20 protein-coding genes are annotated in these 20,800 nt (G+C 65.1%); 5 read left to right on the top strand and 15 right to left on the bottom strand.

All coding sequences use genetic code 11. The features are described 5' to 3' along the window. Positions 1 to 46 precede the first annotated feature (46 nt). The 8 genes from AC1RMY_RS15920 to AC1RMY_RS15885 all read right to left on the bottom strand — a co-directional run bounded on the left by AC1RMY_RS15920 (position 47) and on the right by AC1RMY_RS15885 (position 9,853). Entirely contained in the window at positions 47 to 2,713 is a 2,667-nt protein-coding gene (locus tag AC1RMY_RS15920; protein WP_492866080.1) for a heavy metal translocating P-type ATPase, read from the bottom strand. A 553-nt stretch (positions 2,714 to 3,266) separates the two neighbouring features. Further along, complete coding sequence (locus tag AC1RMY_RS15915; RefSeq protein ID WP_492866079.1) at positions 3,267 to 4,322, bottom strand: NAD(P)H-dependent flavin oxidoreductase; 1,056 nt, start codon at positions 4,320 to 4,322, stop codon at positions 3,267 to 3,269. Between the two features lie 52 nt (positions 4,323 to 4,374). After that, complete coding sequence (locus AC1RMY_RS15910) at positions 4,375 to 4,605, bottom strand: tautomerase family protein (RefSeq protein WP_492866077.1); 231 nt, start codon at positions 4,603 to 4,605, stop codon at positions 4,375 to 4,377. Positions 4,606 to 4,616: 11 nt separating this feature from the next. After that, positions 4,617 to 5,327: an SDR family NAD(P)-dependent oxidoreductase gene (locus tag AC1RMY_RS15905; RefSeq protein ID WP_492866075.1), complete on the bottom strand. Its 711-nt coding sequence runs from the start codon at positions 5,325 to 5,327 to the stop codon at positions 4,617 to 4,619. A 150-nt stretch (positions 5,328 to 5,477) separates the two neighbouring features. Then, the gene (locus AC1RMY_RS15900; protein ID WP_492866074.1) at positions 5,478 to 6,413 is read right to left on the bottom strand and encodes a LysR family transcriptional regulator; all 936 of its coding nucleotides are present in this window, start codon (positions 6,411 to 6,413) and stop codon (positions 5,478 to 5,480) included. Positions 6,414 to 6,465: 52 nt separating this feature from the next. After that, on the bottom strand, positions 6,466 to 7,503 hold the full coding sequence (locus tag AC1RMY_RS15895) for an alpha/beta fold hydrolase (RefSeq protein WP_492866072.1): 1,038 nt from the start codon (positions 7,501 to 7,503) through the stop codon (positions 6,466 to 6,468). 54 nt (positions 7,504 to 7,557) lie between these two features. Further along, the gene (locus AC1RMY_RS15890; RefSeq protein ID WP_492866070.1) at positions 7,558 to 9,285 is read right to left on the bottom strand and encodes a redoxin domain-containing protein; all 1,728 of its coding nucleotides are present in this window, start codon (positions 9,283 to 9,285) and stop codon (positions 7,558 to 7,560) included. 106 nt (positions 9,286 to 9,391) lie between these two features. Then, the gene (locus tag AC1RMY_RS15885; protein ID WP_492866068.1) at positions 9,392 to 9,853 is read right to left on the bottom strand and encodes an organic hydroperoxide resistance protein; all 462 of its coding nucleotides are present in this window, start codon (positions 9,851 to 9,853) and stop codon (positions 9,392 to 9,394) included. Positions 9,854 to 9,946: 93 nt separating this feature from the next. Here AC1RMY_RS15885 and AC1RMY_RS15880 point away from each other — a divergent pair, with 93 nt between their 5' ends. Continuing rightward, positions 9,947 to 10,402: a MarR family winged helix-turn-helix transcriptional regulator gene (locus tag AC1RMY_RS15880; protein WP_492866066.1), complete on the top strand. Its 456-nt coding sequence runs from the start codon at positions 9,947 to 9,949 to the stop codon at positions 10,400 to 10,402. Positions 10,403 to 10,487: 85 nt separating this feature from the next. Here the strand turns inward: AC1RMY_RS15880 and AC1RMY_RS15875 are convergent, their stop codons facing one another. The 4 genes from AC1RMY_RS15875 to AC1RMY_RS15860 all read right to left on the bottom strand — a co-directional run bounded on the left by AC1RMY_RS15875 (position 10,488) and on the right by AC1RMY_RS15860 (position 14,308). After that, positions 10,488 to 10,961, bottom strand: a complete 474-nt coding sequence (locus tag AC1RMY_RS15875; protein ID WP_492866064.1) for a carboxymuconolactone decarboxylase family protein — start codon at positions 10,959 to 10,961, stop codon at positions 10,488 to 10,490. Positions 10,962 to 11,051: 90 nt separating this feature from the next. Then, a complete protein-coding gene (locus tag AC1RMY_RS15870; protein WP_492866062.1) occupies positions 11,052 to 12,050 on the bottom strand; it encodes an alpha/beta fold hydrolase in 999 nt (332 codons plus the stop codon). Positions 12,051 to 12,161: 111 nt separating this feature from the next. Next, on the bottom strand, positions 12,162 to 13,463 hold the full coding sequence (locus AC1RMY_RS15865) for an epoxide hydrolase family protein (protein WP_492866060.1): 1,302 nt from the start codon (positions 13,461 to 13,463) through the stop codon (positions 12,162 to 12,164). A gap of 23 nt (positions 13,464 to 13,486) precedes the next feature. After that, positions 13,487 to 14,308, bottom strand: a complete 822-nt coding sequence (locus AC1RMY_RS15860; RefSeq protein WP_492866058.1) for an SDR family NAD(P)-dependent oxidoreductase — start codon at positions 14,306 to 14,308, stop codon at positions 13,487 to 13,489. A gap of 110 nt (positions 14,309 to 14,418) precedes the next feature. Between AC1RMY_RS15860 and AC1RMY_RS15855 the strand changes: the two genes are divergently transcribed. The 4 genes from AC1RMY_RS15855 (at position 14,419) to AC1RMY_RS15840 (ending at position 19,616) form a co-directional block, all read left to right on the top strand. Next, positions 14,419 to 15,366, top strand: a complete 948-nt coding sequence (locus AC1RMY_RS15855; protein WP_492866056.1) for a LysR family transcriptional regulator — start codon at positions 14,419 to 14,421, stop codon at positions 15,364 to 15,366. A 231-nt stretch (positions 15,367 to 15,597) separates the two neighbouring features. Next, entirely contained in the window at positions 15,598 to 17,253 is a 1,656-nt protein-coding gene (locus AC1RMY_RS15850; protein ID WP_492866054.1) for an acetolactate synthase large subunit, read from the top strand. An 11-nt stretch (positions 17,254 to 17,264) separates the two neighbouring features. Next, positions 17,265 to 18,647, top strand: a complete 1,383-nt coding sequence (locus AC1RMY_RS15845; RefSeq protein ID WP_492866052.1) for an aldehyde dehydrogenase family protein — start codon at positions 17,265 to 17,267, stop codon at positions 18,645 to 18,647. Positions 18,648 to 19,211: 564 nt separating this feature from the next. Continuing rightward, positions 19,212 to 19,616 carry a c-type cytochrome gene (locus AC1RMY_RS15840; RefSeq protein WP_492866050.1) on the top strand — a complete coding sequence of 135 codons (405 nt, stop codon included), beginning with the start codon at positions 19,212 to 19,214 and terminating at the stop codon, positions 19,614 to 19,616. Between the two features lie 41 nt (positions 19,617 to 19,657). On the opposite strand, the gene AC1RMY_RS15835 is transcribed toward AC1RMY_RS15840, so the two are convergent. The 3 genes from AC1RMY_RS15835 to AC1RMY_RS15825 form a co-directional block, all read right to left on the bottom strand. Continuing rightward, on the bottom strand, positions 19,658 to 19,921 hold the full coding sequence (locus AC1RMY_RS15835; protein WP_492866048.1) for a nitroreductase family protein: 264 nt from the start codon (positions 19,919 to 19,921) through the stop codon (positions 19,658 to 19,660). Positions 19,922 to 19,933: 12 nt separating this feature from the next. After that, positions 19,934 to 20,170: a ChaB family protein gene (locus AC1RMY_RS15830; RefSeq protein ID WP_492866046.1), complete on the bottom strand. Its 237-nt coding sequence runs from the start codon at positions 20,168 to 20,170 to the stop codon at positions 19,934 to 19,936. Positions 20,171 to 20,260: 90 nt separating this feature from the next. Continuing rightward, on the bottom strand, positions 20,261 to 20,707 hold the full coding sequence (locus AC1RMY_RS15825) for a host attachment protein (protein ID WP_492866044.1): 447 nt from the start codon (positions 20,705 to 20,707) through the stop codon (positions 20,261 to 20,263). Positions 20,708 to 20,800: the final 93 nt, after the last annotated feature.

The following is a 20,800-nucleotide window of genomic DNA, read 5'->3' as shown; positions in this document are numbered from 1 at the left end:
TTCTGCTGATGGTAGAATCAGGCTGCAGCTTTCCCTGATGGGAAGGTCAAGCGTGTTTTGACGAAAAACTCGGACTGGGAGCCGGGCCGTCCTCGCCCCTGAAGAAGCCTAGCAATCTCAGGGCGTTGAGAGTGACCAGGACGGTCGCACCCGTATCCGCGAGAACGGCGATCCAAAGCCCGGTCGCGCCGATGATCGTCGTGACGAGGAACAGCAGCTTCAGTCCGAGCGCGATGACGATGTTCTGGCGGATATTTGTCATCGTCGCACGCGACAGCCGGATCAGCCGCACGACGTCCCCGACCCGGCTCTTGAGCAGGGCAGCGTCCGCGGCCTCGAAGGCGACATCGGTGCCTGAGCCCATGGCGATGCCGGCCTCGGCCGCTGCCAGCGCCGGCGCGTCATTGATGCCGTCGCCAACCATTACGACATGGCCTTCCTGCCTCAGGGCGCGCACCGCCTCGACCTTGGCCTCGGGCATCATCTCGGCCTGAACCTCGATGCCGAGCTGACCGCCAATGGCCTCACCCGTGCGGCGGTTGTCGCCGGTCAACATGACCGCGCGCACGCCAAGCGACTTGAGTTCTGCGATAGCGGAACGGGCATCGGGGCGCGGCTCGTCACGCAGCGCGATCAGGCCGGCGACGCTCTCGCCTTCGAGCACGACCACGACGGTCTTGCCCTGCGCCTCCAGCGCCGCGATACGTTCGCCGATGTCCGCCGGCATCGTCGTCCGTTCAGTCGCGAAGCGCGGCGCGCCGATGAAGATCATCATCTCGCCCAGGCGCGCTTCCATGCCCTTGCCGGGAATAGCGCGCGTCGCGGTGACCGCGATCCTGGCGGCACGATCGTCCTGCGCCCGTGCCACGATGGCCTCAGCCAGGGGATGGCTCGATTCCCGCTCGACCGCGCCAGCCAACGCCAGCAGGTGGCCGAGATCGGACGCGCCGGGTACGACATCGGTCACGACCGGGCGGCCCCAGGTCAGCGTGCCGGTCTTGTCGAAGGCGATGATCTGGGTGCGGGCGAGCGCCTCGACCACCGCGCCACCCTTGACGAGAAGGCCGCGCCTTGCCGCCATCGACAGGCTCGAGGCAATCGCGGCCGGTACCGAGATGACCAGTGCGCAGGGGCAGCCGATCAGCAGCAGCGTCAGGCCGCGATAGATCCAGACTGACCATTCCGCGCCGACGATCAGAGGCGGCAGCACTGCGACGAGCACCGACAACCCGACGATCACGGGCATGTAGATGCGCGAGAAGCGATCGATGAAGCGCTCGGTCGGCGCCTTGGCGTCCTGCGCCTCCTCGACCAGCGCGACGATGCGCGCGATCGTGTTGTCCTCCGGCGCGCGCTCGACGCTGATGCGCAGCGCCGCCTCCTGGTTGATCGAACCCGCGAAAATCGTCGCCCCCGGCTCCTTGCCCTTGGGAACGGATTCGCCTGTGATCGGCGATTCATCAACGCTGGAAAAGCCCGCGACGACGCTGCCGTCGGCGGGAACACGATCGCCCGGCCGCACCAGCACGATCTGCCCGATCCGCAGCGAGGCGGCCGCGATCTCGCGCACGCTGCCGCCTTCCTCCAGCAATGCGGTCTTTGGCACGAGCGCAGCCAGCGCGCGAATGCCGGAGCGGGCCTTGTTCGCGGCGACGCCTTCCAGAACCTCGCCGATCGCGAAGAGGAAGACGACGACGGCCGCCTCCTCGATCGCCCCGATGAAGAGGGCGCCGGCGGCGGCGATCGTCATCAGCATCTCGATGGTAAAGGGCGCGCCCGCAAGCGCCGCCATCACGGCCCGCTTCGCAATCGGAGCGACCGCGATCACAGTCGCCAATGTGAAGACGGCGAAGGCAGCGGCCGGAAGGATGAGCCCAACCGCATAAGCCGCGGCGAGCAGGGCGCCGGCCGCGATCGCGACCTTGCCTTTCGCGGTTTGCCACCAGCGGAACGGCGGTTCAGTTACCGCAACCGGCGCGGCTACCCCTATCGTGGCGGGTTTGGAAAGCAGACTCGGCTTGTAGCCGAGGCGGCTGAGTTGGGTGTCGATCGCCGCTGTTCCCGCATGGCCCGAGGCGAGGCGCAGCGACAGCGTCTCGTTGGTGATCGAAATCTTCAGATCGCTGACGCCCGGTATCTTTTCGAGCGCCGTGCGAATGGTCGCCGCGCAGCTTCCGCAATCCATCCCTGCGACCTTCCAGCTCAGCGCGTCGGGGGGCAGAGGCTCGCTCGCCCGGTTCGCCGGGGCAGGGGCATCGCCATGACGATGATCGCCGTGGTGATGGCTGTGCTCATGGTCATGGTCGTGCCCGCACGCTGAATGATCGTGCGCACGGGCCATCTTCTGAACCGGCGCGGCATGGTCATGGCCACAGCCGCACTCATCCGTAGCGGTTTTCGTCGATACGGCGGCATGGGCATGATCGTGGCCGCGGCGCTCTGACGGCGTCGCTTCGGCTGCCTGCCGCGTCGGTGCGAAGCCCAGCCGCTTCACGCGCATCTCGATCGCGTCGAGAGTCGTCGTCCCGTCCGCGAGAGCCAGGCTCAACGTCTCCCTGGTCACCGAAATCCTGATGTCGGAGACGCCAGGCAGCTTTTCGAGCGCGGTCCGGATGGTCGCAGCGCAACTGCCGCAATCCATACCGTCGACCTTCCAGGAGACAGATTTCGATTGCGATTCCGGTCCCTTGAGCGTTCCGGCTGGCAGCGTCATCGAACCTCTCCTCTATCGACGTAAAGGAGGCTAATTCCTATAGTGGCTATAGCTTCAAGCGATTTCTTCAGGGTTCCGTCACATTTTCCGGTGCAGCGGCGGCCAGCGAAACGCATGCCAAAGGCTGTGAGCAGCTTGGCGTGGGCCTCAGTGGAAGCAGCTGACTAGGCGCTCTATTTCGCCAATCTGTGAATCGGCTTCCGCTTTGACCTCAGGGTCGGCATCGTGCATGACCCCACCATCCTCGATTTTTTCGCAGTGATTGCGAGCGCCTAACCCCGATTTGCCGGGGTGAGTCTTGGGCGTCTATCGAGGGTCAAACGGCGTGCCGCTTCACATTCTGGAGCGAGACGCGTCCGCAACGCGTGTTCTTCGCGTGCTTCGTCGATGGCCGCTGCGTCCGGATCTTGCCGGGGAACGATTATCGCTCGTTCATGGAAAAGGGGCGGCGCTGGCGCTCCTTTCAGGCTCAATGTGAACTCGAATATCATCCGTGCGCGAGCGGCTCGCGCGAGGAGGGAGGGGTACGGAGACGATTGCTGCCCCTGCGCTTTCAGACCACCGCGCCTGCCAGCATTCTGGTCAATGTTCCCGCCTGCATCTGCCGGGCAAGCGGGAAGGATTGCCCGGCCCAGAGCGGGCTGAAGTCGTCGCGGCCCTCGGCCTCCGCGGCGCTGCGCAGCGGCCCCAGCGCGGTGCCGGCGGTCGGGAAGTGCGGCGCTATTTCGCTTAGCGGCCCGAGCTCGTCCATGGCGCGGTTGACGATGCCGCGTGCTGGCCGGCCCGTAAACAGGTTGGTGAGCGCCGTCGGCCGCTCGCCCATGCCGAGCACCTTGCGGTAAATCGGCGAGAGGTTTGCCTCGGGCGTGAACAGATAGGCCGTACCCACCTGCACGGCGGCGGCGCCCAGTGCGAAGGCGGCGGTAACGCCGCGCCGGTCTGAGATGCCCCCGGCCGCGATCACCGGCACGGAGACGGCATCGACAACCTGCGGAATGAGCGCGAAGGTGCCGATCTGCTCGGACATCTTGTCCGTCAGGAAGCTGCCGCGATGTCCGCCGGCCTCGGCGCCCATGGCGATGACCGCGTCGACGCCGCGCTCGGCGAGCCAGCGCGCCTCGGCCACCGTGGTCGCGGAGGAGAGAATCTTCGCTCCGGTGCGCTTCACGCGGTCGAGCAGATCGGCCGCCGGCAGCCCGAAATGGAAGCTGACGACCTCCGGCCGATAGTCCTCCACCACGCCTGCTGCCATCGCGTCGAAGGGTGTGCGCCCCGTGGCCGGCTTCGGCATGTCGGGGTCGAGCCCGGCCTCGACATAGTAGCCGGCGAGGCGCTTGAGCCAGGCGGACTGGCGCTCCGGATCGTCGGCCGGGCTACTGTGGCTGAAGAAGTTGAGGTTGATCGGGCGGCGCGTGCCGGCCCGCACCCGGTCCAGCGCCGCCCGTAGTCCGCTTTCCTCATATTGAGCACTCGGCAGGGAGCCGAGCCCGCCGGCCTCGCTGACCGCGACGGCCATCTCCGGCGTCGAGGAGCCTGCCATCGGCGCCTGGATGATCGGAAGCTCGACGCCGAGAAGGTCGAGCAGTCGCGTCTGGCTTGCCGTGGTCATGGCGGTTCCTTTCAGCTGTGTGTCGGAGACATGGGGCGGGGCGTCGGCGAGACTAGCTCGCCGCGCGCCGCCTGCGATATTCGGGGACGGGGAGGCCGCCCCAGCCCCAGTTTTCGAGCTCGACCTCCTCGATCACGACGAAGGTCGCGTCGAGCGGCTTGTTGAGCACGTCGAGCAGAAGCTGGCTGACACCGGCGATGAGTTGCGCCTTTTCACGGGGCGTAACCGAAGTGCGTCCGGGGCCGGAGCCCTCCCGTGTGACCTGGATGGTGACGATCGGCATGGTGTCCTCCCTCAGTGCCCGGCGCTCTGGCCGCCATCGACATGCAGGATCTCGCCGGTGACGAACCCGGCGCTCTCCAGGAACAGCACGGCGTCGACGATGTCGCGGATCTCGCCCAGCCGCTTCACCGGATGCAGGCTGGCCAAGAACTCGTGCGTCTGCGGCGCATGCATCGGCGTCTTGATCACGCCGGGCGAGACTGCGTTCACGCGGATGCCCTGGCCCGCATATTCGATGGCGAGCGCCTTTGTCGCCGAGTTGGTGCCGCCCTTGGTGAGGTTGGCGAGAACGGACGGGACGCCGCTGATCGCATGGTCGGTCAGGCTCGTGGTGATGCTGACGATGTGGCCGGAGCCCTGCTTCAGCATCGCGGCCGCGGCCTGCTGCGTGATGTGGAAGAAGCCGGAGAGGTTGGTCGCGATCTTGTTCTCGAAATCCTGCATCGTGTAGTCGATGAAGGGCTTGGCGATGAAGACGCCGGCATTGTTGACCAGCGTATCGATCCGCCCGAAACGGGCGAGCGCCTCGCGGACGACCGCCTCGGCGGTTGCCGGATCGGCGATGTCGCCGGGAACGGCGAGAATGTCCGCGTCGCTGCCCTGCTTGATCGAACGCGACGTCGCCACGACGCGATAGTTGCGGTCACGAAATCCCTTCACCAGCGCCGCGCCGATGCCCTGAGAGGCTCCGGTGATGATGGCCACCTTCCGTTCGTTGCTCATGATGATCCTCGTCTATTCGACAGCGAGCGGAATGGCCGCTGTCCGGCCCGTCTGGCCTGGTGAGGATCATTTTGAGGATTTCACGGATCGACTGAATGCCCGTCGTTCGGCAGGCATTCTTCCTTCAGATGGAAGAATTGCCTCGCCGTGTCAGTTGGTCATCGCAATCGACACCGCCGAGAGCCGGGCAAAGTCGGCGCGCAGGCGCGGGACAGCAAAGTCCAGGAATGCACGGACTTTGGGGACCGAGGAGCGCCCCTGCGGCAGCAGCAGATTGACCGGGCGGGCCGGCGGTTCTGCATCGCGCAGCAGGAGCTGCAGCGTGCCATCCTGCACCCGCTCGGCAACATGGTAGGTGAGCAGGCGCGTGACGCCGAGCCCGCCGACGGCCGCGCCCAACGCCGCCCTAACGCTATTGACCGTCAGCCGTGGCTTGATCGGTACAGAGCGCGGGATGGTACCGCCTTTCGCAGGCGGAAAGACCCAGCTGTCACGTCCGAAATCCGTACAGGCGATGATACTGTGCCGTGTCAGGTCTGCCGGCTCGTCGATGCGGGGATGCTGGCTCAGATACCGCGGCGCGGCGACGATCACCGGCTTCACGTCGCCTCCGATACGGATGGCCGTCATCGAGGAATCCGGCAAGTCCAGGATGCGCAGGGCGATGTCGATCCCTTCCTCGATCAGGTTCGCGCCGCGCACGAGCAGAACGAGATTGACCGAGACCGCAGGGAAGGCCTCGATATAGGCGTCAACGATCGGGCGCAGGATCTCCTCGCCGCTGATCGGCGGCGCCGTGATGGTCAGGGTGCCGCGGGGCGCGACGCGCTCGCCAGCGCCGACGGCCTCGGCCTCCTGCAACTCGGCGAGGACCCGGCGGCAGGCCGCGGCATAGCGCTCGCCGATTTCGCTCAGTCTGATCGCGCGGGTGGTCCGGTGCAGCAGGGTGGCGCCGACCTGTTGCTCGAGGAATGCGACCGCCCGGCTTACCGCCGCCGGCGAGCGGCCGAGATGACGGCCGGCCCCGGCGAGACTGCCTTCATCGAGGGTGGCGATGAACCCCCTCATCGCATCGATGCGATCCATGCACGCCCTTTGCCCCGCGAGGCGCCCAAATTCCGTCATTCACCGACGTCGTTCAAGCGCGATCGACCGCGACAATCGCATCGGCGAAGGCGGCGGGCGCCTCTTGCGGCGGGTTGTGCCCGATGCCGCCGGTCAGGGTCCTGTGCTGATACCAGCCCGTGAACCTCTTGGCGTAGGCTGCCGGATCAGGATGTGGTGCGCCGTTGGCGTCTCCCTCGATGGTGATCGTCGGCATGGCGATCGACGGCGCCTGGGCAAGCCGCTGCTCCAGATCGTCATAGCGTGCCTCGCCCTCCGCCAGACCAAGCCGCCAGCGGTAGTTGTGGATCGTGATGGCGACGTGATCTGGATTGTCGAGAGAGGCGGCGCTGCGCGCGAAGGTGGCGTCGTCGAACGCCCAGCGCGGCGATGCGGTCTGCCAGATCAGCCGCGCGAAAGCATGCGTGTGCTGCTCGTAGCCGGCGCGGCCGCGCTCGGTCGCGAAATAGTATTGGTACCACCAATCCTGCTCGGCCTTCGGCGGCAACGGCATCCGGTTCAGGTTCTGGCTGCCGATCAGATAGCCGCTGACCGAAACCATGGCCTTGACGCGCTGCGGCCAGAGCGCCGCGACGATGTTGGCCGTGCGTGCGCCCCAGTCGTAGCCGCCGAGCACAGCCTTCTCGACCTTGAGCTCATCCATGAGCGCGATCACATCGACCGCGAGCGCCGATTGCTGCCCATTGCGTGGCGCCGCGTCCGACAGGAAACGCGTGCTGCCGTAGCCGCGCAGATGCGGCACGATCACCCGATAGCCCCGTGCGGTCAGCAGCGGTACGACATCGACATAGCTGTGGATGTCGTACGGCCAGCCATGGAGCAGGACCACGACCGGCCCATCGGCCGGGCCGGCATCGACATAGCCGATATTGAGGACCCCGGCGTCAATCTGCTTGAGAGTGGGGAAGCTGCCGGAGGCGGATGCCGCAGCTGGCTGGGCTGCCGCCTGGTCGACGGGGCCGAGATGCGTGGCGGCGAGCGCCGCTGCCGCGGTCGTCAGCAGGCGTCGGCGGTTCCGGTCGATGGGCTCGGGAGCGCTGGGAGCTGGCATGGTCGTTCTCCATGGTTTGGCTTGAGGGCTGAAAGCGCGGCGGGATCGGCGGCTTCAACCGAAGGTGAAGGCGTAGGCGCGCACGCCCGGGTCGAGGAACTCGATTTCGACGGTCCGCGCCGCGACCGGCCCGGCCTGGCGCACGAGTTGGTAGAGCCTGCCGTCGCGAACGGTGCCGTAACCCTGCTCGTCGATGTCGGAGCCGTGGCTGGCGCCCGGCGCGGCGCCGTCGATCGTGACGCGAAACCGGACCGGCCGATCGGGGACGCCGGGTACCAGTACGAGGTGCAGGTCGCGGGCCTGGACACGGTAGCGTAGCCCGCCACCAGCTTCGTTCAGCGTGGCGAATTCGGAGCCGACGGTCCAAGTGCCGGACAGGCTCCAGAAATTGAGCGGCACCGCGGCGGGATGCCGGTACGCGCGCGGCGCGTCCCGGGTGAGGCCGCTGGGAGAGGCGAAGCGCTCGGCCTTTTCATGGCCCAGATAGGTTTCGGGCGAGCCCAGATTGCCCCAGTCGGCTTCTTTCTGGGTTCCCTGGCCATCGACCCGGCGAACGGCTTCACCGACGTCGCGGGCGTTCGCTTCCCTCAACAACTGCTGAATCATCCGCTCCGACTGCTCGTAGCGGCCTTCGCCGGTCGCCTGATGACGGATCCGGCCATCAGCGCCGAGGATATGGATGCCGGGCCAGCCAGCGTTGCCGAAGGCTCGCCAGATACGGAAATCGTTGTCGAGCACCACCGGGTAGTCCACGCCAAGCGCCGCGCTGCCGCGCGCCACATTGGCCGGATGCTTCTCGAAGGCGAATTCCGGAGTGTGAACGCCGATGACGACAAGACCCTGATCCTTGTAGGTCTGCGCCCATGATTTCACATGCGGCAGCGCGCGCAGGCAGTTGATGCAGGAGTAGGTCCAGAAGTTGACGACGACGACCTTGCCGCGAAGATCGTCAGCGCGAAGAGGCGGCGTGTTGATCCAGCTCGGCTGGTTGAGCAAGGAGGTGAGCGGGCCGGATAGCGTGACAGGAGCCGCTGCTTCCGCGGGAGTGTTCAACCACCCCACCGGAGCGTTGACCCGCTTCACCAGTTCGTTCTCCAGATTGGCAGTGAGATCTGCCGACAAGGGCTGCAGCAGGCGCGTGTCGAAACCGAGCCCGACCGCCGCAACGCTGGCAATGACGGCGATCCCGGCGACCCGGCGGGCGCGTTCGATCCAGCTGAGAGAAGGTCGCAGCCGCGCGGTCAGCTGACGCCCGACCAGAAGGGCGGCCGCCAGCGAGGTGGCGGCTCCCAGGCCGTAGGCCAGCAGCAGCGCGCTGGTCTGCGCGCTCGGGCCGCCCAGCGCCGCGCCGGACAGGATCAGGCCGAGCACTGGCCCGGCGCAAGGCGTCCAGAGAAGCCCGGTCGCCGCGCCGAGCGCGATCGACGAGGCGACCGGGGAGCGGCCGTTCTGCGCCCAAGCGCTCATCCGAGATCCGGCAGCCACCAGGGGAGCGGAAAGGCCGGCGGCGATCGACGGAACGGCCAGTCCGAGGCCGAATACGGCCATGACGACCAGCGCGGCCGCGCGGCCGAAGCGGTGCGCATCGACGGCCCAGCCGCCAGCGAATGCCGCCAGGCTCGCAACCGCCGCGAAGGCGCCCGCCAATCCCAGCAACATGGGAAGGCCGCTTCGCGCGAAGGGCCGGTCCGCCCGCGCCAGGAGGAAGGGCACGATCGGCAGGATGCAGGGCGAGATGATCGTCAGCACGCCTGCGAGATAGGCCAAGGTGAAAAGGGTCATCTGCCCATCCTTCTGAGCCGGTTGGCTGAAAGCGATTGGAGGCCTTGGGGATCGATCAGGCGGCCGCGCCACAGAGGCAGGGCGCGGCCGCCGGTCCGGCGGGGCGTCAGACGACGCTGGTCACCACGTCGATGTTGCCCCGTGTGGCCTTGGAGTAGGGGCAGGTCTGATGCGCGGCCTCGACAAGCGCCTCGGCGACCTCGCGCTCCAGACCCGGAAGGCTCACATTGAGCCGCGCGCGCAGGTGGTAGCCGCCATCGGTGTTGGCGAGGTCGACCTCGGCGTCGACGGCAGTGTCGGCGGGGAGACGGATCTTGCGGGCACCGGCTGCGAAGCCGAGCGCGCCGATGAAACAGGCGGACCAGCCGGCGGCGAAGAGCTGCTCGGGATTGGTGCCTGCACCCGCCGAGCCCGGTGAGGAGAGGGCGACGTCGAGGCGGCCGTCCGAACTGCGCGCGGCGCCGTCGCGGCCGCCGGTCGTGTGGGTCTTGCCGGTGTAGATGATCTTGGTCGTCACGGTGCGTCCTTTCTTGATCAATCGTATCCGATTAATTCGGATACGAGTCATATGGTGGCGCGGCCTCGGTTGTCAAGGCCTTCCGATTTAATCGTATCCGATTTATATGGATCACCTCGACCCGCTGCGAAAAGGACGGCGCCCATGACCACATCGAAGCCAGATCGCCTCGCGACGGCGAACCTCGCCGATTTCATGTGCTTTGCCGTCTATTCGGCCAACCTAGCCTATGGCCGGGCCTACAAGCCGATCCTGGAAGAGCTGGGCGTGACCTATACGCAGTGGATCGCGATCGTCGCGCTGTGGGAGCAGGATCATCAGACGGTCAAGGCTCTCGGCGAGAAGCTTTTCCTTGAATCGAATACGCTGACGCCGATCCTCAAGAAGCTCGAGGAACTCGGCTATCTCCGCCGCCGCCGCGACGCGAGCGACGAGCGGCAGGTCATCGTCAGCTTGACCGAGAAGGGGCGAAGCCTGCGCGAACGGGGGGCGCAAAGGACGCTGGTCAAGGCGACTGGCATGGAGCCTGACGAGTTCGCAAATACTCAGAAGTCGATCGTCAAGCTCCGCGACAACCTGATCAAGCACGCGCGGGAGTGAGCCAGGCCGGCGGGCAAAGGGCGATGTCCGCCTCCCGGCTCATTCCTGGTCATTGCTCCCTCTGCCGCCGGAGCAACCTGCGTCCTCAGGCGGCTATCGGCGTCGGATGCTCAAGCACGGCTTTCGGCGTGTTCCGGAAGCTGATGGCCATGCGGTTGTAGGCGTTCATCAGGCTGATCGCGACTGTGAGGTCGACCAGTTCCTTCTCCTCGAAGGTTCGGCGCGCGGCCGTGAAAGCGTCGTTCGGCACGCCGGTCTCGGATACGCGCGTCACGGTTTCTGCCCAGGCGAGCGCCGCCCGCTCGCGCTCGCTGAAGAGGTTGCCGGATTCCGCCCAAGCCTGGACCAGGGCGAGCTTCTCGACCTTCATGCCCCTTCTGATTAGCTCGCGGCTATGCATATCGAGGCAATAAGCACAGTTGTTGATCTGCGAGATCCGCAGATAGACGAGTTCGACGAGTTCGGCGGCAAGGCCACTCTGCATGACATAGCCATAGACGCCGCCAAGGGCCTTCACGGCGCCAGGAGCGACCTGATTGTAATCGAGACGTGCGGTCATGGTTGTTCTCCAGAGGTTCCTGATCGGTGTGATATGCGCGCCGAAGCTCGGCGCCTCTTCGTCATCAATTCTGCAAAAGGTGGCGACGGTTCATCGGAACGAGGCGCGCACTTCCTCGGAGGTCCGCCTTGGGCTCTGGAGGTGAGGATAGTGCCCTATGCCGGGAAGAACCGTGAGCTCGGCCCGGATTCGTTCGGCGAACTCGATCCCCATTTCCTTCCTGATGTAGAGGTCCTTCTCGCCCCAAATCACCTTGACCGTGGTCCTGAGCCCGCCCAGCCGCGACTCGAAGTCATTCTGGTCGCGCGTGAAATGAGCGTAGTAGTGGGCGAAGGCGTCAGCTGTCGTCATCGCGCCGTGGCTCCAGCCATGCGCCATGTCGTCCTTGAGCGCTCGCGAGATCTCGAACTGGGCCTCTTTCGGCAAGCCTCTCCTGAAGGCGTTCTCGAGGATGTCCTCGCGGTTCCTATTCAGCTGGACACGAGCCTGTTCCTTTGTAGGGTCGGCCTTCAGGCTCTGCAGGCTCTCATACATGTAGCCGGGCCTGTCGAACGGCGCGAAGTCGCCGACGATGATCGTCCTTGCGATATCGGCCTTCTCCAGCGCCAGGAGGAGCACCGGGAGAGCACCGATATCGGTCGCGTAGATCGTGAGCTTCGCGCTGTCGATGCGGGCTTTCGCGATGTAACCGTCCAGGACGCGCGCATAGTCTTTCGGCGAAAACGAAAACCTGTCGACCGTCGGGCGCGAGGAGAGGCCATAGCCCGGCCAATCGAAGGCGTGGATCTCGTAGTCGTCGGCGAGGCTCTCGCCGATGTCCTTCCAGGCATATAGGGTTTCCGGAAACCCGTGCAGGAACAGCACCGTGCCTTTCGGGCTCGGGTGCCTCAGCACCATCCTCCTGAGCGTGATGTCCGGATCGATCGCGACGAAGCCGATCTCGGCTTTCCGCGCCTGATCGGAAACGCTCTGAGCCTGCCCTGGCGCCGCACCGGCGGGTATCCCGATCTGGACGCCGGCGACCGTGGCGACGGCGGCGCCCAGGAGATGCCGGCGATGAAGGTTGATCGTTCGAAACCGCGTGTTCATGGTCGGTCTCCTTGATGTGTGTGTTCGCGGCATGGCCGGACGCAACCACCTGGTTGCCTGACACTTGGCACGCGGTCAGTACGCCGCATGCCGAGCCGGCCGAGCGCCTCGTCAGCGTGCGGGCCGAAGCGATCTGAAGGCGGCGCGAATCTCCGTCGCGAATAGCTGCGGCTGCTCCCAGGCGGCAAAGTGGCCGCCCTTGTCGACCTCGTTGAAGTAGACGAGGTTGCGGTAGGCGCGCCGTGCCCAACTGTCTGGAGCACGATAGACCTCTTCCGGAAACACCGAGATCGCGACGGGAAGCGAAATCTCGGCGGTCTTCTGGGCGGCCGACAGGACGACGCTCTGACCGGCGGTCTCCCAGTAGAGGCGCGCGGCCGAGGTCGCCGAATTCGTCAGCCAATACAGCGTGATATTGTCCAGGACGTCGTCGCGATCGAGCCGTCGTTCAGGCTCGCCGTTGTTGTAGTCGAAGATCCACGCCGCGAGCCCGGCCGGCGAGTCCGACAGGCCGTAGCCGATGGTCTGCGGACGCGTGCCCATGATTGCGCCATAGGCCCGATATTTCTTGTAGAACAGGTCGAGCGCGTCATAGGCCGCGCGCTCCTTGCCGGAGAGGCCCGCAGGCGCTGGCCCGCCGCCAGCGAGCGCTGCGGCGATCTCGGTCGGCACCGTCGCCGGCAAGTTGATGTGAATGCCGAACAGCCCAGGCACATTCTGGCGCGCCATCGCGCTGGAAACCGGCGAGCCCCAGTCACCGCCCTGGGCGACATAGCGGGCATAGCCGAGACGGCGCATCAGCTCCGCCCAGGCGCGGGCGATGCGATCGGGGTTCCAGCCCTTGTCCCTCGGCTTGCCGGAGAAGCCATTGCCCGGCATCGACGGGATCACGAGATGGAAGGCGTCCGAGGCTGTGCCTCCATGGGCCGTGGGGTCGGTCAGCGGATCGATGATCTTGAGTTGCTCGATGACGGAGCCCGGCCAGCCATGCGTCACGATCAGCGGCAGGGCATCCTCATGTCGCGAACGGACATGGATGAAGTGGATGTCGACGCCGTCGATTTCAGTGATGAACATGGGCAGCGTGTTGAGGCGCGCCTCGACCTTCCGCCAGTCGTAACCCGTGCCCCAATGGCGAAGGATCGCCTCGAGGGTGTCGAGTTGGTTGCCCTGCGAACGATCGTTCACCGTTTCCCGGTCCGGCCAGCGTGTGGCGGCGATGCGCCGGCGGAGATCGAGGAGCTGCGCGTCCGGAACATCGACGCGGAAGGGGCGGATGGCGTCGCCGGCAGGGGCTGCTGCAGGGGACGACGGGATGAGGTTGACGGCACCGGCCGCCAGTCCGGCAGCGGCCAGCCCCAGGAGCCGGCGCCGGTCGTGATCGACGGCAGCGGTCGTGCTGAGGATTTTCATGACGATCTCCTTGCTTGTCCGGATCAGGCGTTGGCCTGCCGGCCCTGGTGCAGGCCGTAGCGGGGAGCAGCGATGGCATTCGGGATCGCTTCGGCCAGCGCTCGGCGCGCCGCCTCGTAGCGGTCCCAGTCCGTCCGGTTGGGCAGGGACGGGATGGTGATGGTCTCTCCGAGGTCGAGGCCCGCCAGCGCGGCGTCGACGAGATCGTCGGCGGACATCACGATCTGCGCCGGAAGCTGGTGAACGGGCGTGCCTGCGATATCCCAGAATTCGGTCGCCGTGGCGCCAGGCAAAACCGCCTGGATGCGGAGGCCCTTGCCGGCGAGTTCATGAAGGAGCGACTGCGTCAGCGCGAGCACGAAGGCCTTCGTCGCCCCGTAGACGCCGTTCAGGATTTCCGGGGCGACCGCGACCGCCGAGGCCACGTTGACGATCGTGCCGTTGCCGCGAGCGAGGAACGCCGGCGCCGCCGCATAGGTCAGGCGCGTCAACGCCGTGACGTTCAGGCGGATCATCTCCTCCATCTCATCGACGTTGGAGGCGACGAGCGGCGCCGTTGCGCCGACGCCGGCATTGTTGACCAGCATGGAGATGTCGGCGTTGCCCCGCAGGATCTCGTCGACGCGCCGCAGATCGGCCGGGGAGGTGAGATCGGCCTTGACCGTCTCGACGGAGCGGCCGGTTTCGCTTGTGATCCGCTGCGCCAGCGCGGCGAGCCGCTCGCCGTTACGGGCGACGAGAAGGAGGTCATGGCCGCGCCTGGCGAGCCGGTCGGCATAGATCGCGCCGATGCCGCTGGAGGCTCCGGTTATGGCAGCGGTTCCCTTGGTTTCAAGCTTGGGCATCTCGGTATCCTCCGGGTGGTCTGTGTCCGTTGCCGGGTGGATAAGCCCTTCTGGAAATCCGGTGTATCTGCTAGATTCGAGATGTATCCTTCCGCAGATTGGAAATGTCGATGGATCGGCTCGAGGCCATGTCGATGGTGGTCGCGGTTGCGGAGGCCGGCAGTCTCTCGGCTGCGGCGCGCCGGCAGAAGGCGCCCCTCGCGACGGTGAGCCGAAAAGTGGCCGAGCTTGAGGCGCATCTGCAGACCAAGCTGTTCAACCGCTCGAGCCGCGCGCTCGTGCCGACGGATGTCGGGCGCTCCTACATTGCAGCCGCGAGGCGGATCCTCGCCGATATCGCCGAGACCGAGCGTGTGGCCGCTGGCGAGTACGCGACGCCGCGGGGCGAGCTCAGCGTGTCGACCGTCGTCGCACTTGGCCGCGTCTATCTGCAGCCGGTCCTGGTCGAATTCCTGGCGACCTATCCGGAGGTCGACGTGCGGCTCAGCTTGCAGGATCGGACGATCAATCTTCTCGAGGAGCACATCGATGTCGCGCTTCGCATCGGGGATCTCGCCGACAGCAGTCTGATCGCCGTCCGTGTCGGCGAGATCCGCCGCGCGGCCTTCGCGAGCCCGGGCTATCTGAAATCTCGTGGAGTTCCGAGATCGCCCCACGATCTCTCCGCGCATGACTGCATCAGCTATCCGCCGATACAGTCTCCAGATGTCTGGCGATTCAAGAAGGATCAGACCGAGTATGTGGTGCCTGTGAAGTCGCGCTTCGTCGCGAGCAATCTTGAATCGGCCTGTGACGCCGCGCGCGCCGGTATCGGGGTCACCGTGGCGTTCACCTATCACGTCGCCGATGCGGTCAGATCCGGCGAACTCGTTCCGCTTCTGCAGGAGTTCCAGCCCCCGCCACAACCCATCAGCTTCGTGTATGCGCCGAACCGCTTCATGCCGGCGAAATTACGCGCCTTCCTCGACTTCACGGTACCGCGTCTGAGGGCGCGTCTCCTCGAAAGTTCGGACGCATCCATGCGTGAAATCGAGGCACTAGATTCCCACCAGAGTTGACCATTGTGGTGTCTTCTCGAGGCCTTGCGCGTTAAAACTCTTCAGCGGCTCCAGCGGAACAGATTGCGCAAGTCCTATGTGATCATCGAGCGGCGTTGCATGAAGCTATGGAGGTTTCTCGGGCCAGATGACGCAAGCCGGCCTGCCCCAGGTGGGGGTACTGCGTCAGCGTACCCTCTCAAATTCTCCTCGCCGTCGTTACCTCTCATTGGAACGAAAGGACATTCCGCCATGCTGAAGGGTTCGGATATGTTGGTCGCCGCTCTGGAGAACGAGGGGGTGGATCGCATTTTCGGCGTTCCCGGCGAGGAAAACCTCGACGTCCTGGAATCCCTGCGCACGTCTAGCATTAGACTGATCCTGACGCGGCACGAGCAGGCGGCGGCCTTCATGGCGGCTACGCATGGAAGGCTCACGGGCAAACCCGGCGTCTGCATAGCGACGCTGGGGCCGGGCGCGCTCAACTTTTCGACCGGTGCCGCCTATGCGCATCTGGGCGCGATGCCGATGATCCTGATCACGGGCCAGAAGGCAATCCTGACGGCCAAGCAGGCGCGCTTTCAAATCGTCGACGTCGTCGCCTCGATGAAACCGTTGACCAAGATGACGCGCCAGATCGTCAGTGCGGCCAGCATCGCTTCGGTGGTGCGCGACGCCTTCCGCGTAGCGACGGAGGAGCGGCCGGGGCCGGTCCATCTGGAACTGCCCGAAGACGTCGCTGCCGAGGAAATTGACGATGCCGCACTGATTCCGATCCATCCGCTGGAGCGGCCGATCGCGCAAGGCGTAGCGCTGGACCGCGCTGCCGAGATGATCCTGGCTGCGAAGCGCCCGCTCGTCATGATTGGCGCCGCCGGCAACCGGCCCCGTCTCGTCGACGAGCTCTCGTCCTTCGTTCGGCGCACTCGATTGCCGTTCTTCAACACGCAAATGGGCAAGGGCGCCGTGACCGGCGGTTCGAACCTCTATATGGGTACCGCTGCGCTTTCCGAGCGCGATTATGTTCACCAGGCCGTCGACCATGCCGACCTGATCGTCGCGATCGGCCACGACACGATCGAGAAGCCGCCGTTCCTGATGAAGAGCGCGGGCGGTTCGAAGGTCATCCACATCGGCTACCAATCGGCCAATGTCGAACAGGTGTACCATCCCGACGCGGAGGTGATCGGCGATATCGGCGCGACCGTAACCGGGCTCGCCGACAGGCTAGAAGGCAAGCTAGTGGCGGAGCCTTCGATGCTGGAGCTACGCCAGAAGATCCTGGCCAAGATCAACGATCGCTCGGAGGAGGACCGTTTCCCAATCACGCCGCAGCGCATCGTCCACGATGTACGTGCCGTCATGCCGGAGGACGGCATCGTCTGTCTCGACAACGGCATGTATAAAATCTGGTTCGCCCGGAACTACCGCACCCATGTCGCCAACACGCTCCTGCTCGACAATGCGCTGGCGACGATGGGCGCTGGGCTACCCTCGGCGATGATGGCGGCGATGCTCTACCCCGAGCGCCGCGTCATGGCGGTGTGCGGCGATGGCGGGTTCATGATGAACTCGCAGGAGATGGAAACCGCCGTCCGGCTCGGCCTCAACCTCGTCGTCGTCATCCTGAACGACAACGCCTATGGCATGATCCGCTGGAAGCAGTCGGTCGACAACTTCCCCGATTTCGGCATGACCTTCGGCAATCCCGACTTCGTCCGCTACGCACAAGCCTATGGCGCCAAAGGCTCGCGCGTCACGGCTGCCGACGACCTTGTCTCCACACTGGAGGCGGCCTTCGCGGGAGGCGGCGTCAATCTCGTCGAGATTCCCATCGACTATTCGGAGAATACCCGCGTGCTCGTCGAGGAGCTGCGCAACCGCAGCCCCGACATCCAGCTCGCCTGAGGAGATCTACGATGCTGCAGGTCGTCCAAGCTTTTGACCGCGCCATTATCGCCGAGATCGCGACCGATGATGCAGCCGCGCTGGAAGCGAAGCTCACGGCCGCGCAGCGGGCTTTCCGCGACCGCGACCGCTGGCTCAAACCGCATCAGCGGATGGCGATCCTGCGCCGGCTCGCCGGATTGGTGGAGGGCAAGCGCGATCATCTCGCCATGCAGATCGCGCGTGAGGGTGGCAAGCCGCTGCCCGACGCCATCATCGAGGTGACTCGCGCCATCGACGGCATTCACAACGCCGCGGACGAATTACGCAACCTCGCCGGCCGCGAGATCCCGATGGGGCTGTCCCCGGCCGCCGTGGACCGCTGGAGCTTTACCACCCGGGAACCGATCGGCATCGTCGGCGCGATTTCGGCCTTCAACCATCCGCTAAACCTGATCGTCCATCAGGTCGCGCCCGCGATCGCGGTCGGCTGCCCCGTCATCATCAAGCCGGCCGGCACGACGCCGCTCTCCTGCCTCGACTTCGTCGCCCTGGCGCACGAGGCCGGCCTGCCGGAGGCCTGGTGCCAGAGCTTCATCCCGCAGACCACCGAGCTTGCTGAAAAGCTTGCGACCGACCCGCGCATCGCCTTTCTCAGCTTCATTGGTTCGGCCAAGGTCGGCTGGTACCTGCACTCCAAGCTCGCACATGGTGCGCGGTCGGCGCTGGAACATGGCGGAGCGGCCCCGGCGATCGTCGATCGCAGCGCCGATCTCGACAAGATTATCGAGCCGATCGTCAAGGGCGGCTACTACCATGCCGGCCAGGTCTGCGTGTCGACGCAGCGCATCTTCGTCCACCAGGATATCGCTGATGAGTTCACGGAGCGGCTTGTCACGCGAGTGCAGGCGCTGCGGGTCGGCGATCCCGTTTCGAAGGCCACCGAGGTCGGTCCGCTGATCCTGCCGAAAGAAGCCGACAGGATCGAATCCTGGGTTGATGAGGCCGTGAAAACGGGGGCGGGTTTGGCGACCGGCGGCGGGCGCCTGTCGGAGACGACGCTGGAGCCGACGGTTCTCCTGTCACCGCCGGCCAACGCCAAGGTCTCGCAGTTGGAGATTTTCGGGCCGGTGGTTTGCATTTTCCCTTATGCCCAGCTGGACGACGCCATTTCACAGGCTAACGCGCTGCCTGTCGCCTTTCAGGCCAGTATCTTCGCACAGGACATCGACATCGCCCTGCGCGCCGCCAACCGACTCGATGCTTCTGCCGTGATGATCAACGATCCCACGACTTTTCGGACGGACTGGATGCCCTTCGCCGGCCGGCGCGAGTCGGGTTACGGCACCGGAGGTATCCCTTTCACCATGCGCGACATGACGCAGGAGAAGATGATTCTATTGCGGAAGCCATAGATGGGTTTCAGCGTAACCCTAATCTTGGCGACCAGCCTGCCCACGAGCCGACCGCGCCGCGGGAAACGATACGCTGCTCATCCAGTCGGCGTTCATACACGATCCGGACCGTACCCCGCGACAATTCTAACACCCTCGAAGCGTGCGAGTAGGCGCCCAACGTTGACCCCGCGAGCCATGTCTTTAACTAATTGATTCAAATGAATAATTTTCGTTTCACGGCGGTCGCAATCGGCGCCGGTTGTGACCCTTCTGGCGAGGAAGATAACCTCGTAGCTTGAATGGTTTAGACAACATTGGAAACGGGGTCGCGCTTCGGTGCTCAATCACAGTCAAACGCGCACCGGCCGCGAGCCTGCCTCGTCCCGATTATCATCACGAAGGAGATAGGGTGATGTCCAGCGCGCCGAGAGACGCCGCGGGCTAGCCAACGTCGAAATTTCGAGTTCATTGACGAGCGTCAAAACGGATTCGACCAATCCATGCGTTACATGAACTCGGAGCGGCCGACATTCGGCGGCTGCACGCCCCGGGAGCGGCATCCCACGCAAGGTTGGACCGATCATGACACAGCTCAGGTTCGGAATAGCGGCAGCCACGTTCTGCATTCCCTTCATTCTGGGACTTCTCCCGTCGTTCGAAGCCAGGGCGGTCGAAGCGGATCGCGGCAAGGCTGAGTTCGACAGCAAATGCGCGAGCTGCCATGGGCGAGGCGGCGCCGGCGATGGCGTGGTCGCTCCCGCCTTGAGAACCAAGCCTTCCGACCTGCGCAGGCTGATGCGGAATAACGGCGGTGTGTTTCCCGAACGTTTTCTTGTGAACGTGATCGACGGCAGGAAGTCGCTTCGGGCTCACGGCAATTACGAGATGCCGGTTTGGGGGCGCGAACTGTCCAATGGCAATCCGGAAGCACCGGAATCCGCGAGGATCAAAGCAATCGTCGATTATCTTAAAAGCATACAAGAATGAAGCCATAGCGGGCGGATTGGTTCCAATTCCATTGGGAGCTTTCAAAGCTCGATCTTGCTTCCAATCCAACGAGCGCGGGCGGGTGTTCTCGGAACGGCAACGGCTGTTTCCGACGGATAGCCTATGATGATCGGTGCGATCGGCATGAACCCAGCCGGGAGCTCGATGGTGCGCCTGCCATCCTCCGTTTCAAGCCAGCGTTGCGCGAGACCGATCCAGCATGAGCCGAGTCCGAGTGAATGAGCGGCCAGCATGAGGTTCTCGGCAGCGAGCGTTCCGTCTTCAACCGCCCATTCGCCCAGCATGAAAATCCGTCGTTAGGGCCGCTGCTCCGAAACGCGATGGTCTCTCCGGGGAACCCATTGGTCGCCATCCTTGACATAAGAGTGCTTGACCGCCGCCCAGGCGATGCGGTGAGCGATTTCCTCCTGATCGACATCGGCGGCGTGCGAAGAAAAGGCGTGATTGAAAGCCGCGCGATAGATGTCCTGCGCATGCTCCGGCAGATGACCGCGCACCGGTGGCGGCAGATCCGTATTGCTCGCATAGGGCATGATGGAACTCCTCCAGCGAGGCTGCCTTGAGCGCGGTTTGGGCGCGCACCCTGCATTTGCCTCGGATGACTCTCGAGATCAGGCCGATCCCTATGCGCTCGACAGCAGCCGCTCAATTTCGTGGACGGGGTGCTTGGTCAGGTCCTTGTCGACTTCCGCTAGGATGCGAGCACGCGCTTCCCCATCGAGATGTTGGCGAAGCCCTGCGAGGATACGTGGCGGCGCCACCAGCACGATGTCCCGGGGCAGTCCGGATTGATTGGGACGCTTGAGGGCGGCAGCCGTGTCGCGCGCAAATTTCGTCTCGGCCAGTTCGTGCCAATCCGTTTCCTCGGTCGCGCTCGTGGGGCCGACCGCGTTTTGAATGCGGCCTGGCCGGTCCGTTCCTTGTCGACCGCTCGGCGGGTTCGCGGAGGCTTCCATCACCTCGTCGACTTCGAACTTGGGCTGCGTCGGGCTGCCCTCGTTTCTCAGAAACATCGCCTTGCGGGCATCGCATACGATCACCCAGGCATCGTGCGGAATCCGGAGGTCCATGGCTGCGCTCCCTAAGTCGGGTCTGGTCTTTGACGAGGATCGCGACGGTTCTCGACCCCGCCTTGATCCAGCGCAAAAGGAACGCATCAGCAG

This window comes from Allobosea sp. GW822-FHT03F07 (assembly GCF_058801345.1).
Note: the sequence above shows the minus strand (reverse complement) of the source record. Positions and strands in the feature narration are given on the sequence as shown.